23 protein-coding genes are annotated in these 15,768 nt (G+C 65.4%); 6 read left to right on the top strand and 17 right to left on the bottom strand.

Annotation, left to right across the window (positions count from 1 at the left end):
• Window positions 1–57: 57 nt before the first annotated feature.
• From ACZI8W_RS12960 to rplN, 4 genes are read right to left on the bottom strand one after another with little or no spacing between them, the layout of a single operon-like run.
• Window positions 58–243: a type Z 30S ribosomal protein S14 gene (locus ACZI8W_RS12960; protein WP_072845931.1), complete on the bottom strand. Its 186-nt coding sequence runs from the start codon at window positions 241–243 to the stop codon at window positions 58–60.
• Between the two features lie 4 nt (window positions 244–247).
• The gene (rplE, locus tag ACZI8W_RS12955; RefSeq protein ID WP_054805957.1) at window positions 248–814 is read right to left on the bottom strand and encodes a 50S ribosomal protein L5; all 567 of its coding nucleotides are present in this window, start codon (window positions 812–814) and stop codon (window positions 248–250) included.
• Between the two features lies 1 nt (window position 815).
• Entirely contained in the window at window positions 816–1,133 is a 318-nt protein-coding gene (rplX, locus tag ACZI8W_RS12950; protein WP_463368898.1) for a 50S ribosomal protein L24, read from the bottom strand.
• Window positions 1,133–1,501, bottom strand: a complete 369-nt coding sequence (gene rplN, locus ACZI8W_RS12945; protein WP_463368897.1) for a 50S ribosomal protein L14 — start codon at window positions 1,499–1,501, stop codon at window positions 1,133–1,135. Before rplN ends, rplX begins: the two co-directional genes overlap by 1 nt.
• A 278-nt stretch (window positions 1,502–1,779) precedes the next feature.
• On the opposite strand from rplN, the gene ACZI8W_RS12940 reads away from it, so the two are divergent.
• Window positions 1,780–2,145: an MmcQ/YjbR family DNA-binding protein gene (locus ACZI8W_RS12940; protein ID WP_463368896.1), complete on the top strand. Its 366-nt coding sequence runs from the start codon at window positions 1,780–1,782 to the stop codon at window positions 2,143–2,145.
• 100 nt (window positions 2,146–2,245) lie between these two features.
• On the opposite strand, the gene rpsQ is transcribed toward ACZI8W_RS12940, so the two are convergent.
• From rpsQ to ACZI8W_RS12880, 12 genes are all read right to left on the bottom strand, one after another.
• Window positions 2,246–2,530 (bottom strand): 30S ribosomal protein S17, encoded by a 285-nt coding sequence (rpsQ, locus tag ACZI8W_RS12935; RefSeq protein WP_054805954.1) that lies wholly within the window; start codon window positions 2,528–2,530, stop codon window positions 2,246–2,248.
• Window positions 2,527–2,763 carry a 50S ribosomal protein L29 gene (gene rpmC / locus ACZI8W_RS12930; protein WP_463368895.1) on the bottom strand — a complete coding sequence of 79 codons (237 nt, stop codon included), beginning with the start codon at window positions 2,761–2,763 and terminating at the stop codon, window positions 2,527–2,529. Before rpmC ends, rpsQ begins: the two co-directional genes overlap by 4 nt.
• A complete protein-coding gene (gene rplP / locus ACZI8W_RS12925) occupies window positions 2,763–3,179 on the bottom strand; it encodes a 50S ribosomal protein L16 (protein WP_330137174.1) in 417 nt (138 codons plus the stop codon). The genes rpmC and rplP overlap by 1 nt, the downstream gene beginning before the upstream one ends.
• A 4-nt stretch (window positions 3,180–3,183) precedes the next feature.
• Window positions 3,184–3,975, bottom strand: coding sequence for a 30S ribosomal protein S3 (gene rpsC, locus ACZI8W_RS12920; protein ID WP_463368894.1), 792 nt, complete (start codon window positions 3,973–3,975; stop codon window positions 3,184–3,186).
• A complete protein-coding gene (rplV, locus tag ACZI8W_RS12915) occupies window positions 3,975–4,394 on the bottom strand; it encodes a 50S ribosomal protein L22 (RefSeq protein WP_463368893.1) in 420 nt (139 codons plus the stop codon). Before rplV ends, rpsC begins: the two co-directional genes overlap by 1 nt.
• A complete protein-coding gene (gene rpsS / locus ACZI8W_RS12910; RefSeq protein ID WP_054719989.1) occupies window positions 4,391–4,672 on the bottom strand; it encodes a 30S ribosomal protein S19 in 282 nt (93 codons plus the stop codon). Before rpsS ends, rplV begins: the two co-directional genes overlap by 4 nt.
• Before the next feature lie 19 nt (window positions 4,673–4,691).
• Window positions 4,692–5,525, bottom strand: coding sequence for a 50S ribosomal protein L2 (gene rplB, locus ACZI8W_RS12905; protein WP_463368892.1), 834 nt, complete (start codon window positions 5,523–5,525; stop codon window positions 4,692–4,694).
• 38 nt (window positions 5,526–5,563) lie between these two features.
• Window positions 5,564–5,869: a 50S ribosomal protein L23 gene (rplW, locus tag ACZI8W_RS12900; protein WP_197257056.1), complete on the bottom strand. Its 306-nt coding sequence runs from the start codon at window positions 5,867–5,869 to the stop codon at window positions 5,564–5,566.
• Complete coding sequence (gene rplD, locus ACZI8W_RS12895) at window positions 5,866–6,549, bottom strand: 50S ribosomal protein L4 (protein ID WP_463368891.1); 684 nt, start codon at window positions 6,547–6,549, stop codon at window positions 5,866–5,868. The genes rplW and rplD overlap by 4 nt, the downstream gene beginning before the upstream one ends.
• Window positions 6,546–7,199: a 50S ribosomal protein L3 gene (gene rplC, locus ACZI8W_RS12890; protein ID WP_463368890.1), complete on the bottom strand. Its 654-nt coding sequence runs from the start codon at window positions 7,197–7,199 to the stop codon at window positions 6,546–6,548. Before rplC ends, rplD begins: the two co-directional genes overlap by 4 nt.
• Before the next feature lie 52 nt (window positions 7,200–7,251).
• Window positions 7,252–7,557: a 30S ribosomal protein S10 gene (rpsJ, locus tag ACZI8W_RS12885; protein WP_003938093.1), complete on the bottom strand. Its 306-nt coding sequence runs from the start codon at window positions 7,555–7,557 to the stop codon at window positions 7,252–7,254.
• A gap of 451 nt (window positions 7,558–8,008) precedes the next feature.
• Window positions 8,009–9,682, bottom strand: coding sequence for an amidase (locus tag ACZI8W_RS12880; RefSeq protein WP_463368889.1), 1,674 nt, complete (start codon window positions 9,680–9,682; stop codon window positions 8,009–8,011).
• A 186-nt stretch (window positions 9,683–9,868) separates the two neighbouring features.
• Here ACZI8W_RS12880 and ACZI8W_RS12875 point away from each other — a divergent pair, with 186 nt between their 5' ends.
• From ACZI8W_RS12875 to ACZI8W_RS12855, 5 genes are all read left to right on the top strand, one after another.
• Entirely contained in the window at window positions 9,869–10,558 is a 690-nt protein-coding gene (locus ACZI8W_RS12875) for a GntR family transcriptional regulator (protein ID WP_463368888.1), read from the top strand.
• Window positions 10,559–10,698: 140 nt separating this feature from the next.
• On the top strand, window positions 10,699–11,709 hold the full coding sequence (locus tag ACZI8W_RS12870; RefSeq protein WP_463368887.1) for an ATP-binding cassette domain-containing protein: 1,011 nt from the start codon (window positions 10,699–10,701) through the stop codon (window positions 11,707–11,709).
• Between the two features lie 50 nt (window positions 11,710–11,759).
• Window positions 11,760–12,557 carry an ABC transporter permease gene (locus tag ACZI8W_RS12865; protein ID WP_463369116.1) on the top strand — a complete coding sequence of 266 codons (798 nt, stop codon included), beginning with the start codon at window positions 11,760–11,762 and terminating at the stop codon, window positions 12,555–12,557.
• A 22-nt stretch (window positions 12,558–12,579) separates the two neighbouring features.
• Window positions 12,580–13,410, top strand: a complete 831-nt coding sequence (locus ACZI8W_RS12860; protein WP_463369115.1) for an ABC transporter permease — start codon at window positions 12,580–12,582, stop codon at window positions 13,408–13,410.
• A gap of 101 nt (window positions 13,411–13,511) precedes the next feature.
• A complete protein-coding gene (locus ACZI8W_RS12855) occupies window positions 13,512–14,555 on the top strand; it encodes an esterase/lipase family protein (RefSeq protein WP_463368886.1) in 1,044 nt (347 codons plus the stop codon).
• A 100-nt stretch (window positions 14,556–14,655) separates the two neighbouring features.
• Here the strand turns inward: ACZI8W_RS12855 and ACZI8W_RS12850 are convergent, their stop codons facing one another.
• A complete protein-coding gene (locus tag ACZI8W_RS12850) occupies window positions 14,656–15,720 on the bottom strand; it encodes an alpha/beta hydrolase (RefSeq protein ID WP_463368885.1) in 1,065 nt (354 codons plus the stop codon).
• Window positions 15,721–15,768: the final 48 nt, after the last annotated feature.

The following is a 15,768-nucleotide window of genomic DNA, read 5'->3' as shown; positions in this document are numbered from 1 at the left end:
GCCCCTGACAGCGTGACGGTGGGCGGAGGCGCGAGGCCTTCCGCCCACCAGTTCACGTCACCAGGAGCTCTTGTGAACTCCCGGAAGCTCGCCGGCATGCGCCATCTCGCGGAGGCAGATGCGGCAGAGACCGAACTTGCGGAACACCGAGTGCGGGCGACCGCACCGCTGGCACCGCGTGTAGGCGCGGACCGCGAACTTCGGCTTCTTGTTGGCCTTGTTGACCAGTGCCTTCTTAGCCATGGGCTCAGTTCTCCTTGAACGGGAAGCCGAGGTGCTTGAGCAGGGCACGGCCTTCTTCGTTGTTGGTAGCGGTGGTCACGACAGTGATGTCCATGCCGCGCGGGCGGTCGATCTTGTCCACATCGATCTCGTGGAACATCGACTGCTCGTTCAGGCCGAACGTGTAGTTGCCGTTGCCATCGAACTGGTTGCCGTTCAGGCCACGGAAGTCGCGGATACGGGGAAGCGCGATGGACACGAGGCGGTCCAGGAACTCCCACATGCGGTCGCCGCGCAGCGTGACACGCGCGCCGATGGGCATACCCTCACGAAGCTTGAACTGTGCGATGGACTTACGGGCCTTGCGGATCTCCGGCTTCTGACCGGTGATCAACGCGAGGTCGTTGACCGCACCGTTGATGAGCTTCGCATCGCGGGCAGCGTCGCCGACACCCATGTTGACGACGACCTTCACGACGCCTGGGATCTGCATGACGTTCGCGTAGGCGAACTCCGTGTTCAGGGCGTCGCGGATCTCCGCACGGTAGCGGGTCTTCAGGCGCGGCTGGATCTTGTTCTCGGTGGTGGTCATGTCAGATGTCCTTCCCGTTCTTCCGGGAAATCCGAACGCGCTTGCCGGTTTCCTCATCGGTCCGGTAGCCCACGCGAGTGGGGTTTCCGTCCGAGTCGACGACCGCAACGTTGGAAACGTGGATCGGGGCCTCCTGCGTCACGATGCCGCCCGAAGAGGCGCCACGCTCGTTGGCCGAGACCGCGGTGTGCTTCTTGATCCGGTTCACGCCCTCGACGAGGACACGGTTCTCGCGCGGGAAGGCCGCGATGACCTTGCCCTTCGCGCCCTTGTCCTTACCCGAGACGACGAGCACCGTGTCGCCCTTGTGCACCTTCATCACAGCACCTCCGGAGCGAGCGAGACGATCCGCATGAACCGCTTGTCGCGAAGCTCGCGACCGACCGGTCCGAAGATGCGGGTACCGCGCGGGTCGTTGTCACCCTTGATGATGACTGCGGCGTTCTCATCGAACTTGATGTACGAGCCGTCCGGCCGACGGCGCTCCTTGGCGGTGCGCACGATCACGGCCTTGACGACCTCGCCGCGCTTGATGTTGCCACCGGGGATGGCGTCTTTGACGGTGGCGACGATGATGTCGCCGATACCGGCGTAGCGACGGGACGAGCCACCGAGAACGCGGATGCAGAGAATCTCCTTGGCACCCGTGTTGTCGGCGACGCGCAGTCGCGACTCCTGCTGGATCACTTACGTCTCCTTGACCTGGATTGGTGTGTACGTCAGATTTCCGACCTGGACGTACGCGGTCGTCGGTTGCCCACGGCGCACGCGCGAAAGACACACGGGTCCCGCGGAGCAACCCGTCCAGGGTAGGCGATATACCTCATGCAGGGCAAATTCGCGAACTGTGAGCTCGCTCCCCACCACGCACCGTGCACTCACGCCTCGACGTCGCCCTGCCCGGATCGTCGCCCCGCCCAGATCGCGCCCCGCAGCATGTCGGTGCCCACGGTTACCCTCGGCACATGCGCCCCGACCTTCCAGGCCCGACGCTCGACCGGTTGCACGACATCCTCCACGCGTTCCCGGAATGCGTGGACGAGCCGGCGTGGGTCGGTGTGCGGTGGCGGGTGCGCGGCGCAACAGTCGCCCACGCGTTCGGAGGCGAGGACGGACTGTTCCGGATCGTCTTCCGCGCGGAACCCGGAGAAGTCCTGGCGTTCGAGAACATGGGCGCGCCGTACTTCCGGGCCGGCTGGGGCGCAAACACCGTCGGAATCGTGCTCGACGACACCACAGACTGGACCGAACTCACCGAGATGCTCACCGACTCGTACTGTGTGCAAGCACCCGCCGCACTGGCGGTCTCGGTGAACCGGCCGGAAAGCTGAGGGGCACACCCGATCTGCACGCACCTCCCGGAACGACTCGGCCCGGCATCCTGGGCAGGATGCCGGGCCGAGTGATTCGGTCCGCGAGGGAGCGAGGAGCCTACTTGGCCTTCTCGAGTACCTCGACCAGACGCCAGCGCTTCGACGCGGACAGCGGACGGGTCTCCATCAACTGCACGCGGTCGCCGATGCCGGCGAGTCCGTTCTCGTCGTGTGCCTTCACCTTGGTCGTACGGCGAATGATCTTGCCGTACAGCGGATGCTTCACGCGATCCTCGAGCTCGACCACGATGGTCTTTTCCATCTTGTCCGAGACGACGTAGCCGATGCGGACCTTGCGGCTCGCGCGCTCTTCGTTCTGGGTCACTGCCTTTTCCTCACTCATGCCACGTCACCCGCATCCGGGCCGGTGGCCAGACCGAGCTCACGCTCGCGCAGAACCGTGTAGATACGAGCGATCTCGTGACGCACGGTGCGCAGTCGTCGGTTGTTGTCCAGCTGACCGGTAGCCATCTGGAAGCGGAGGTTGAACAGCTCTTCCTTGGACTCGCGAAGCTTCGAGGTCAACTCTTCCTCGGTGAGCTCGCGGAGTTCTGCGGCGGGGGTTTCGGTAGCCATCAGAACTGCTCCTCCCTCGTCACGATCCGGCACTTGCACGGGAGCTTGTGCATCGCGCGGCGCAGAGCCTCACGAGCAATCTCCTCGTTCGGGTAGCTCATCTCGAACAGCACGCGACCGGGCTTGACGTTCGCGACCCACCACTCGGGCGAACCCTTACCGGAACCCATGCGGGTCTCGGCCGGCTTCTTGGTGAGCGGGCGATCCGGGAAGATGTTGATCCAGATCTTGCCGCCACGCTTGATGTGCCGGGTCATGGCGATACGAGCGGCTTCGATCTGCCGGTTCGTGATGTATGCCGGCTCGAGAGCCTGGATGCCGTACTCGCCGAAGGCGACCTGGGTGCCGCCTTTGGCGTTACCCGAACGGCTCGGATGGTGCTGCTTGCGGTGTTTGACCCGCCGGGGGATCAACATTGCGTCAGCCCTCCTTGTTCTCTGCCGAAGCCGGGGCGTCGGCTGCCCGTCCCGCTTCGGTGCTCGTCGCGGTGGTGCCCGAGGCGCCGGAGCGACGCGGGCGGCTCGGACGCTCACGACGCGGGCGCTCTGCGGGAGCAGCTGCAGCCGCAGCGAGCTCACGACGGCCACCGACGATGTCGCCCTTGTAGATCCAGACCTTCACGCCGATGCGGCCGAAGGTGGTCTTCGCCTCGTAGAGGCCGTAGTCGATGTCCGCGCGCAGGGTGTGCAGCGGGACGCGACCCTCCCGGTAGAACTCCGAGCGCGACATCTCGGCGCCACCGAGGCGACCCGAGCACTGCACGCGGATGCCCTTGACGTTGGGCTGGCGCATGGCCGACTGGATGGCCTTACGCATTGCCCGGCGGAACGCCACGCGGTTCGAGAGCTGCTCGGCGACGCCCTGCGCCACCAGCTGGGCCTCGGACTCGGCGTTCTTGACCTCGAGAATGTTGAGCTGAACCTGCTTGCCGGTCAGCTTCTCGAGCTCGGCGCGGATGCGATCGGCTTCGGCGCCGCGGCGGCCGATGACGATGCCCGGTCGCGCGGTGTGGATGTCCACTCGCACACGGTCGCGGGTGCGCTCGATCTCGACCTTCGCGATGCCTGCACGCTCGAGGCCGGAGGCCAGGAACTTACGGATCGCGACGTCTTCCTTCACGTAGTCCGCGTACTGCTTGTCTGCGTACCAACGCGACTTCCAGTCGGTGGTGATGCCCAGACGGAAGCCGTGCGGGTTGATCTTCTGGCCCACTACTGAGCTCCCTTCCGGCGGTTGCGAGACGAGTTCGAGCCGACGCTCTCCACGATCACGGTGATGTGGCTCGACCGCTTGCGGATACGGAACGCGCGACCCTGCGCACGCGGCTGGAACCGCTTGAGGGTCGCGCCCTCGTCCACGTACGCCGTCGCGACGACGAGCGTGCTGGGGTCGAGGTTCAGGTTGTTCTGCGCGTTCGCAGCTGCAGAGGCGATCACCTTGGCGACCGGTTCCGCTGCGGCCTGCGGTGCGAACTTCAAGATGGTGAGGGCGTCCTCGACGGACTTTCCGCGAACGATGTCGACGACGCGGCGTGCCTTCATCGGGGTCACGCGCACGTGGCGCGCAACAGCCCGAGCGCTCGGGTTTGTTGTTTCGGTACTCAGCGGTGCTGAGCTCTTCGCGTTGCTCATCGACGCTTGCTCTTCCGGTCGTCCTTGATGTGGCCCTTGAACGTACGGGTCGGTGCAAATTCACCGAGCTTGTGGCCGACCATCGAATCCGAGACGAACACGGGAACATGCTTGCGCCCGTCATGGACGGCAAACGTGTGGCCGATGAAGTCCGGCAGAATCGTGGAACGGCGCGACCAGGTCTTGATGACCTGTTTGGTGCCCTTCTCGTTCTGGACGTCGACCTTCGCCAGGAGGTGGTCGTCGACGAACGGGCCCTTCTTGAGGCTGCGTGGCATTCTCTAACTCCCTCCTTGACTAGCGCTTTTTACCGGTACGGCGGCGACGGACAATGAGCTTGTCGGACGCCTTGTTCTTGCGGGTGCGGCCTTCGGGCTTGCCCCACGGGCTGACCGGGTGGCGGCCACCGGAGGTCTTGCCCTCGCCACCACCGTGCGGGTGGTCGACGGGGTTCATGACCACACCGCGGACGGTCGGGCGCTTGCCCTTCCAACGCATACGGCCGGCCTTGCCCCAGTTGATGTTCGACTGCTCGGCATTGCCGACCTCGCCGACGGTTGCGCGGCAGCGCACGTCGACGCGACGGATCTCACCGGACGGCATACGCAACGTGGCGTAGGTGCCTTCCTTACCGAGGAGCTGGATGCTCGAGCCGGCCGAACGGGCCATCTTTGCGCCGCCACCGGGACGCAGCTCCACCGCGTGGATGGTGGTACCGGTCGGGATGTTGCGGAGCGGCAGGTTGTTACCCGGTTTGATGTCGGCCTTCGGACCGGACTCGATCGGAGAACCCTGCACCAGGCCCTTGGGGGCGATGATGTAGCGCTTCTCGCCGTCCACGTAATGGAGCAACGCGATGCGAGCAGTGCGGTTGGGGTCGTACTCGATGTGAGCGACCTTGGCCGGGATGCCGTCCTTGTCGTTGCGACGGAAATCGATCAAGCGGTAGGCGCGCTTGTGTCCGCCACCCTTGTGCCGGGTCGTGATACGACCGTGCGCATTACGACCACCGCGACCATGCAGCGGGCGGATCAGCGACTTCTCGGGCGTCGACCGAGTGATCTCGGCGAAGTCCGACACACTGGCGCCACGACGGCCCGGCGTAGTCGGCTTGTACTTACGGATTGCCATGAGTCTTCTCGTCCTCTATCTCTCGCGAGTTCCGGCGCCTAGGCGACCGGGCCTCCGAAGATCTCGATGGGCTTGCTGTCGGCGGTCAGGGTCACGAGCGCACGCTTGGTGTCCTTGCGCTTGCCGTAACCGAACCGCGTCCGCTTGCGCTTGCCCTGACGGTTGGCGGTGTTGACGCTGCTCACCTTGACGCCGAAGACCTTCTCGACGGCAATCTTGATCTGCGTCTTGTTCGAGTCCGGATGGACCAGGAAGGTGTAGGTGCCCTCCTCCATCAGCCCATAGGACTTCTCGGAGATGACGGGAGCCAGCAGGATGTCGCGCGGATCGGCGATCGTGCTCACTTGCTCTCCTCCTTCACTTCCTGGACCGACTCGGCCGGTCCGTGGATGAACGCACCCAGCGCCTCGACACTGAACACGACATCGTCGCTGTAGAGGACGTCGTAGGTGTTCAGCTGATCGGGTGCGAGCGCGTGGACGTTCTGCAGGTTCTGCACGCTCTTCCACGCGGTGACGTCTTCACGCCCGACTACGAGGAGGATGTTCTTGCGCTCAGTGAGCTCACCGAGGAAGGTGCGCGCCGCCTTCGTCGACGGGGTCTGACCCGCCACGAGTTCGGCGACCACGTGGATGCGCTCGTTGCGCGCCCGGTCGGAAAGGGCACCGCGGAGAGCGGCTGCCTTCATCTTCTTGGGCGTCCGTTGCGAATAATCGCGCGGCTGCGGACCGTGGACGGTGCCACCGCCGACGAACTGCGGTGCACGGGTCGAGCCCTGACGTGCGCGGCCGGTGCCCTTCTGGCGGTAAGGCTTCTTGCCACCGCCGCGGACCTCGCCGCGCGTCTTGGTCGAGTGTGTGCCCTGGCGTGCGGCGGCAAGCTGCGCCACAACCACCTGGTGCAGCAACGCGATGTTGGCCGGGGCGTCGAAGATCTCACCGGGAAGATCGACGGTGCCGGTGGTCTTGCCACCTGCAGCCTTGACGTCCAACGTCAGCTTGGTTGCGGTTTCGGTGCTGGTCATGCCCGTGCACCACCCTTCACTGCAGTCTTGACGATCACGAGGCCGCCCTTGCGGCCGGGGATCGCGCCCTTGATGAGCAGCAGCCCGTTCTCGGCATCCACCTTGTGGACGGAGAGGTTCTGCGTCGTGACGCGGTCATTACCCATACGACCGGACATCCGCGTGCCCTTGAAGACACGGCCGGGCGTGGCGCAGCCACCGATGGAGCCGGGACGACGGTGCACAGCCTGCGCACCGTGCGAAGCGCCCTGACCGGCGAAGCCGTGACGCTTCATGGTGCCGGCGAAGCCCTTGCCCTTGGAGGTGCCCGTGATGTCGACGAATGCGCCGTCCTCGAACACCTCTGCGGTCAGTTCCTGGCCGACCTCGTACTCCGAGGAGTCCTCGACGCGAAGCTCGACGAGGTGGCGACGCGGGGTCACGCCGGCCTTGTCGAACTGGCCGCGGACCGGCTTGGTGACCTTGCGCGGTGCAATGGCGCCGAAGGCGAGCTGCACGGCGTTGTAGCCGTCGCGCTCCTCGGTGCGAATCTGCGTGACCACGTTCGGTCCGGCCTTGACGACGGTCACCGGGACGACCCGGTTGTTCTCGTCGAAGACCTGGGTCATGCCGAGCTTGGTGCCCAGGATTCCCTTGATCTGGTTAGTCATCTGTTCTCTCCGCTGCGTCTTCTACAAGCTCGCTGTAAGTCCTCGCTGTAAGTCACTGAATGTTGACGTCGACGCTCGCCGGGAGGTCGATGCGCATGAGTGCGTCGACCGTCTTCGGCGTCGGGTCGAGGATGTCGATCAGCCGCTTGTGAGTACGCATCTCGAAGTGCTCGCGCGAGTCCTTGTACTTGTGCGGCGAGCGAATGACGCAGTACACGTTCTTTTCAGTGGGCAACGGCACCGGGCCGACCACGCGGGCACCCGTACGGGTGACCGTCTCGACGATCTTGCGCGCAGATGCGTCGATCGCTTCGTGGTCATAGGCCTTGAGCCTGATGCGGATCTTCTGTCCCGCCACGCTTAGTGTCCTTTTCTTGCCGCGTTTCGTAGCGCCCGAACGAATCGGGAGCCACCTCGTCTGCACAGTTCCGAACGGAACGGCGACCGAGAACAGCACTCATACACATCGCGAGCCGGGCTCACCCGATCCGCTGCCGCTGTTCATCTGTCATTGTTCTCCGGTCCACGCGGTCGGGCGTGTCGCTCCGCCGCTCATTCCTCGGCGCCGAAATTTCCACTTCGACACCGCACAGAACGGGACCGGATGCACCCATACGGGCGCACGCTGGTACTGCTTCCGTCTTGCATGTGGCCGCGACCTGGCCGTCAGGCTCGATCCGCGACTGTCACTGCTTTCACCGTTCCGAGCCGCGAAACATCCATGGCCCGGTCAAGGCAACCCGACCAGTATGCAGCAATGCGCCGCCGAGTACAACTCCGGAGAATTACTGCCGGAGCGCGATGGGCCGTTACCCCATCGCGTTCATCGGCGGCGTCCGCAGCGGCGCAGCCGCATCGACGGTGTTGGTCGGGTCCGGCCCCGGTCCGGGCGCGACCTGCAGCACGTCCGGCGCGGTTCCCGGGGCCGGCGTCAGATCGGGAAGATCCCGCCAGGCCGGGAGCGCGTCCTGCAGTTCGAGGCCGATCTCGATGATCCGTTCGTCCTGCCAAGGCCTGGCACCGAGCTGCACACCGAACGGCATTCCCGTCGCCGACGAACGCCCCACCGGAAGCGTCACAACCGGTGCACCGGAGTAATTGGCCCACTTCACCTCACCCAGGACCCCTTCGGTCACACTCACGCCGAGGAACTCCTCGCGCCGAGCGCCGTCCACCCGAGTACCAGGGATCATGATCGCGTCGAGATCGTTGTCGACGAAGAGGTTGTTGTACGCGTGCTGGTAGTGCAGCCTGTCGCGCTCGAACGTCAGGTAGTCCACGACGGGGACCGCCAGCGACGCAACCGCGGTCCCCACACTGGTCATCCGCTCCGGCCGATACAGACCGATCCGGTCGGCGAATTGCCGGTGGTATGAACCCATCTCAACCGCATCGCCCGTTGCGAGCGACTTCGGAGTCGGCGGCATCGTCACAGGAACCACCTCGGCACCGAGTGACCGCACGACCTCGATGGTGTCGTCGAAGAGGGCCTGCAACGGCGGCGGGAGTTCCGACGGCGGAAGTCCCAGCCGCACACCCGCCAGCGGCGACGCACCGCCCTTCGCGGTCAGGGGATAGCCACCGGCGGGGACCGGGGGCCCGAGCGCGGTGATCGGATCGGCGACGTCGACGGTCGCGAGGATCGACAACATCAATGACGCGTCGGCGAGGCTCCGGCCCATCGGCCCGACGTGGTCGCGAGTCCAGGTCAGCGGAATCATGCCGTGCGAGGTGATCCGCCCGTACGTGGGTTTGATCGACGAGACCCCGCACGCGCTCGCCGGCAACCTCACCGATCCTCCGGTGTCGCTGCCGACCGCCAACGGAGCGAAACGGGCGGCGAGCACCGCGGCGCTTCCACCCGACGACCCACCCGGTGACATCTCGGTGTTCCACGGGTTCCCCACCTGCGGCGTTGCGACACCTATCGCGAACTCGTCGGTGTGGGCGTGACCCATGAGGACCGCGCCGGCATCCTCGAGCTTGCTCCACACACCGGAGTGTCCGGCCGCGATGTTCCCTTCGAGCACTCTGCTCGACGCGGTGAGCGGCAGGCCCGACACCGCGAACAGGTCCTTGAGCGCGATCGGCAGGCCGCAGATGTCAGGTGCGGGTGTCCCCCCGTTCCGCGCCCGCGTGAGCCGCTCCGCCGCCGCGTCCGCGCCGGCGTACGCGAACTCCGGATACAGGTGGACCCACGCGCCGATCAGACCGTCGAATTCGCGCGTCCGCCGCAGGCATGCATCGAGCAGTTCCCTCGGATGCAGCCGGCCTGCGTGCATCAGACTCGCGGCCTCGACTGCGCTCAACAGCGCCGGGTCCGTCGCATCGACGGTGCCCGGATCCGGGAGCCTGCGCCCCGGTGACGCGTTGCTGCGAAGCCCTGGTGACGCGTGGCTGGGCTGCGCAGTTGCCGTACCGACGAGCAGTGCGCCCCCCGCAAGCGAACCGAGCATCCGGCGACGTGAGAATGCACTACCCATCTGCCCAGCGAAGCACGGATGGTGCGTGAGCGCAGAATCGGCATACCGGGGCACGCACAGATGTCGACGGAGGGCATTCACGTTCGGTGAGATTTCACAGCACGAGACGGTGCCGTACGCGATAATCCCCGGATCGACCTGTCCCCTCGATCCGACCGACACCGATGTTGAACACAGGAGTAGCCGATGTCCTCGCCCAGCCGGTCCGGCTCCTCCCGTGGCCTCGGTCGTCGCCCTCAGCTGTCGGATGACGTGGCGACGTTCGTCCGCAATCGGATCATGTCGGGCGATGTGCGCCCCGGCGACTTCGTCAGGCTCGACGAAACTGCAGCCGAACTCGGAGTCAGCGTCACCCCGGTCCGGGAGGCCCTACTCACCCTTCGGGGCGAGGGCATGGTCGAACTGGTGCCGCACCGAGGCTACGTCGTCGCGTCGCTGACCCGATCCGACATCGACGACGTGTTCTGGTTGCAGGGGTGCATCGCCGAAAAGCTCGCCGCGCGTGCCGCGGAAGCCATCGGAGGCGACACGCTCACCGAGCTCGCCGACATCAACGTCAGGTTCGGCGACGCGGTACGGGCCGGCGACGGTGCACGTATCGAAACCCTCGAGTTCTCCTTCCACCGGGTCCTCAATCGGGCCGCCGCCGCACGAAAACTCGCGTGGTTCCTGCACAACGCGACGCGATACACACCCGCACACTTCTATTCGTCCGACCCACGTTGGGGTGTCGAGGCCGTCGCCGCGCACGCCCGAATTCTCGATGCCCTCCGCGCGCACGATCCGGACAGAGCCGGAAGCGAGACGCGGGATCATTTCACCGACGGAGCGCGCCGCCTCGTCCGGCATCTCGACGAGATCGGCATCTGGTCCTGATCACATCTCGAACCGGCGTTCTCGGACACCCGGCCGGGAACGCCCCCGAGCGGTAGCATCTCGACGCAGGAGGCGGGGCGACCCGCTGGACGGGCCATGACCGAATCCCCGACAGGGACCGAGTTGACGGTGGGGTGCGGATGCGAAGCAACCACGACCATGCAGTCCTCGTGGAAGATATCCACAAGTCGTTCGGGGATGTACAGGCACTCGCCGGCGTCGATTTCGCAGCCCCGGAAGGATCCGTCCTCGCGGTACTCGGCCCCAACGGGGCCGGCAAGACCACGGTGGTCAAGATCTTGTCGACGCTCATCCGGGCTTCGAGCGGACGTGCCGTCGTAGCAGGTCACGACGTCGAAACCAACCCGGCGGCAGTCCGGCGCTCGATCATGATGACCGGTCAGTTCGCTGCCCTCGACGACACCCTCACCGGGCGGGAGAACCTCATCCTGTTCGGACGGCTGATGGGGCTCGACAAGGCCTCGGCAAAGCGTCGTGCCGACGAACTGCTCCGCGAGTTCGACCTCGTCGAAGCCGGACGCCGACCGGTCAAAGGCTATTCGGGTGGTATGCGCCGCCGCGTCGACATCGCGTGCGGACTCGTGGTCCGGCCCGAGGTCGTGTTCCTGGACGAGCCGACCACCGGACTCGATCCGCGGTCGCGTCAAGGTGTGTGGTCGCTGGTCGAGTCCTTGAAACGCCAGGGCATCACGACCCTGTTGACCACCCAGTATCTCGAGGAAGCCGACGTACTGAGCGACAGCATCATCGTGATCGACAAGGGAGCGGTCATCGCCCGGGGCACGGCGAACGAATTGAAGGCCTCGACCGGAGGCAGCTACTGCGAGATCGTTCCGGTCGATCCGGTGACCCTACCCCGGATCGTGCAGGCCCTCGGCTCCCTCGTCCCCGACTCCACACGTTCCGATCTCGCGGCGCCCGGCGACGTCGACCGGGTGTCCATCCCCGCTCCCGGCGGAGCCGCGACCCTGACCGAAGCACTCCGCCTCATCTCGCCCCTCGACATCGAACTCGCCGATATCGGATTGCGTCGCCCCTCGTTGGACGACGTCTTCCTCCAGCTGACGGGCCACAGCGCGTCGACGGCGCCACCCGAACTCGATGCCGCGGCGGCGGGAGGGAGCGCGTGACGGCCCGCGCCGAGCATCTTCCGGCAAGCCGGATATCCGGCGGCACGAACGTGAGCGCTCCCGACCGGCGGTCCGGCTCGCATCGGCGTGTCCACCCGAACTCGGTGTCGCAGTGGTCGGCGCTGACCGGACGCACCCTGCGCACGATGGCCCGGTACGGCGAACTCATCGTCGCCGTGATCGCACCGTTCGTCTTCGGCCTCGGGTTCTATCTGCCGTTGAAGTTCGTGATGCAGATGCAAGGCATCGACTACGCGCAGTTCCTGATGCCGATCATCGTCCTTCAATCCATGGCGTTCACTGCCATCTCCGCAGCCCAGATGGCCGCGCAGGAAGCCACGACCGGGCTGACGACGCGCTTGAAGACGATGCCGGTGGGCGCGACCGTACCGCTCCTCTCACGCATGACAGCGGGACTGACCAGATCAGTGATTTCGCTGTTCGCCGCGCTCGGATTCGGCTACCTGATCGGCTTCCGGTTCACCGCCGGATTCGGGCAGGCAGTCCTCTTCGGAGTGACGGCACTCGCGATCAGCCTGGTGCTGTGCCTGGGTGCCGACGCCATCGGCAGCCTTTCCAAGAGCCCCGAAGCAACGTCGCAGGCATTGACCCTGCCCCAGCTCATCCTGGGCATGCTGTCGTGCGGATTCGTCCCGGAACAGGGTTTCCCCGAGTGGATCCGTCCGTTCGTACGCAACCAGCCGATCTCGCAGTTCTCGTTCGCGATGCGCGACATGGCAGAGGGTGGCGTCACATGGGAGGTGTTCTTCCCGAGTCTGCTGTGGCTGATCGGACTGACCGTGGTGTGCCTACCGCTTGCCGTGTGGGCGAACACGAGGCGGAGGTGACCCGATGAGCCAGAGCACTGCGATGGGGACGGGCGGCGGCTCGTTCGGGTATCCCGCACCGAACGCCGTGGTCGATGAAGGTTCGTTCGCCGCATTGTGGGAGCACAGTCGCCTTCAGTGCGGTCGGCTCCTCCTTCGCTGGGCGCGCGATCCGGCGACGATGATCCAGGCCCTGATCTATCCCGCGTTGACGTTGGTGATGTTCCGCATCGTGCTCGGCGACAGCATCACAGCGGCCACGGGGCAGCCGTCGATCTTCGGGACGGTCCCGATGATCGTGCTGGTCGGTGCGATGTTCGGTTCCGTCGTCAGTGCGGTCGGATTGCGCGCCGAACGCGAGTCGGGCCTGCTGAGCCGCTTCTACACGCTGCCGATCCACCGATCGGCGGGACTGGTGGGGCGCCTGATGGCCGAGGCCGTTCGCGTCCTCGTCACCTCGATTGTGATATTCGCCGCAGGCGTCGTCATGGGATTCCGGTTCACGCAGGGCCTCCCGGCGACGCTGTTGATGTTGGTGGTTCCCATCGTGTTCGGGATGGGATTCGCCATGATGGTGACCGTTCTGGCCACCCTGTCGACGAAGATCCCGCTCGTCGAGATGGTGTCGATCGTGTGCACCCTCCTGATGTTCTTCAATTCGGGATTCGTGCCGGTCATGGCCTATCCGACGTGGTTGCAGCCGATCGTCGCGAACCAGCCGATGTCGTGCGCGATCGACACCATGCGCGCACTCGCGGTGGGTGGGCCGCTGACCGAGCCGATGATCAAGACCGTGGCGTGGTCGCTCGGGATGTTCCTGCTGTTCCTGGTCCCCGCGATCCGCGGTTATCGACGGGCGGCCCAGCAGGGATGACCTCGAACTTCCCGGACGAACACGGATACCGCTGCTAACCTCACTTGCGTCCAACCAGGTACGGATACGCCACGACCCGGCTGTCCGCCCGAGGAGCCCCGATGAAATTTGTGCGAAGGATCGCCGTGGCCACAGCCACCGCAGCCCTTGCCGTCTCGGCATCGCTGGTCACCACACCGGCAATGGTGTCTGCCCAGCCCGCCACCGACAACTCTCCGAGCGAGGATACGACGAGTGCTGTCGTTCCGAACAGCAGCCGTCTCACCGACCTGCTCTCGAGGATGGGAGCCAGTCCCGAGGGCGCGAACGACCTCGACTGTGTCCCGGCTCCGGAGCATCCGCGCCCGGTGGTACTCGTACACGGAACCGGGTCCGGGATGACGCAGACGTGGCCCATCGTCGCTCCGCAGCTCGCCGACCTCGGCTACTGCGTGTACGCGCTGAATTACGGCGGTGCGAAGGCCATCTTCGATCCCGACACTACGATCTGGGGCGTCACCGACATCGAGCAGTCCGCGGTCGAGGTACGGGACTTCGTCGATGCCGTCCTCGAACACACCGGGAGCAACACAGTCGATCTGGTGGGTCATTCACAGGGTGGAATGCTCTCGCGGCAGTACTTGAAGTTCGAAGGTGGAGCCGATCCTGTCGATCCGGCGCGCAACAAGGTCCACAACCTCGTCATGCTCGGAGCAACGAACCACGGCACGTCCTTCAACGGACTCCAGCAACTGTATGCCGGGCTGGCGATCCTCGGTCTGACGAACGGGAAGGACATTGTCGCCCAAGCGCTGTTCGCCGGTACCAACCTCGGTGTCGCCGGTCAGCAGCAGCTCATCGGTTCTCGGGTGCTCGCCGCCCTCAACAGCGGTCCCGAGACACTACCGGGAGTCACCTACACCTCGATCGCGACCCGGCACGACGAAATCGTGACGCCTCCGGAGGGCTCGTTCCTCGAGCCCGATCCCGGCGCCGAGGTCCACAACAAGTGGGTTCAGGATCTGTGTCCGACGTCGCCTGCAGATCATTCGACCATGCTGATGCTGCCCGAATCGCTGTATCTGGTGAAGTCGGCGCTCGACCCCGCGTACAGCGCCGCCAACGAGGTGCCGTGCACGGTTCCGGAAGCCCCCGAAGCCGAGTAGAGACCACCTCGACTTCTGAACCTCGACAAGAACGCCCCTCCCGCCATCGGCGGGAGGGGCGTTCTTCGTCAGGTGGCGGATCTGACGCGTCGGGCGCGGCTCACAATCCGAGCGCGCGCTGAAGCACAGGCCACGAATCCTTCAGGTCATCCTGCCAGTACCCCCACGAGTGGCTACCCGAGTCGCGGAAGTTGAAGGTAGCGGGGATGTCCAGTTCGTTGAGGCGGCCCTGCAGGTTGTGCGTGCAGTAATTGGTGGCTGCCTCGATCACGCCCCCCACGACCACCTGGTTCGCGAGCACGTCGACCTGGCCGTCGATCTCCGGGCCGTCGAGTGTGTCGTAGGGGCCGGGCAGGCCGTTTCCGTTCGAGATGTACAGCTCCAGACCACGGAGCTGTTCGGCGTTCAGGAAAGGATCCTTCTCCGCCCAGGTCGGATCGTCGAGCGGGCCCCACATGTTGAGCGTGTCGCCACCACCCCAGACCTCGGTGGTGACCTTGACGAACTGCTGTCCGATCGGATCGGAGGTCTGGGCGCAGCCGCTGTATGCCGCCACACCGTTGTAGAGATCGCCGCCTTCGATGGCGAGCTGCAGGACGGACGTACCGGAAGAGGACAGGCCGGCGATCGCATTCTCGCCGTTCGTGCCGAGTGCGGCGTCGATCAGCGGCGGGATCTCCTTGGTGAGGAAGGTCTCCCACTTGTTCACGCCGAGGACCGGATCCTCGTGCTTCCAGTCGGTGTAGTAGCTCCATTTGCCGCCGACCGGCGAGACGACGTTGACATTCTTGTCCTTGAAGAAGTCGATGGCATCGGTGCGGAACCGCCATGTCGCGCTGTCCTCGCCGCCGCCTGCACCGTTCAAGAGGTACAGCGTCGGCCGTGGCTCACTGGTGTCTGCGGGGCGCCACACATCGAGGAGGACTTCCTTGTTCATCGACGCCGAGTGAACGTAGACGAGGAGCTGCTGCTCACCGTATTGCTCGATACGCGTGATGTAGGAGCCGTTCTCGGACTCGACCGCCTCGAGCGGCTGCTCACTGTCCCAGACGGGGTCGGCCGCGGCCGTGGCTCCACCGAAGAACAACGGCAGTGCCACGACAGCTGCCGAGAGCGCGGCGAGTCTCGTCCTTCGAGTGCATGTCCGCGACTCGACAACCTTCATTCGCTTGAACCTCCTCAGGCCCGTTTCCGGGGAATGATTTCCAGACCT

The sequence above is a fragment of the Rhodococcus ruitaii genome (genome assembly GCF_055230935.1).
This window is presented reverse-complemented; position numbering and strand designations above follow the sequence as displayed.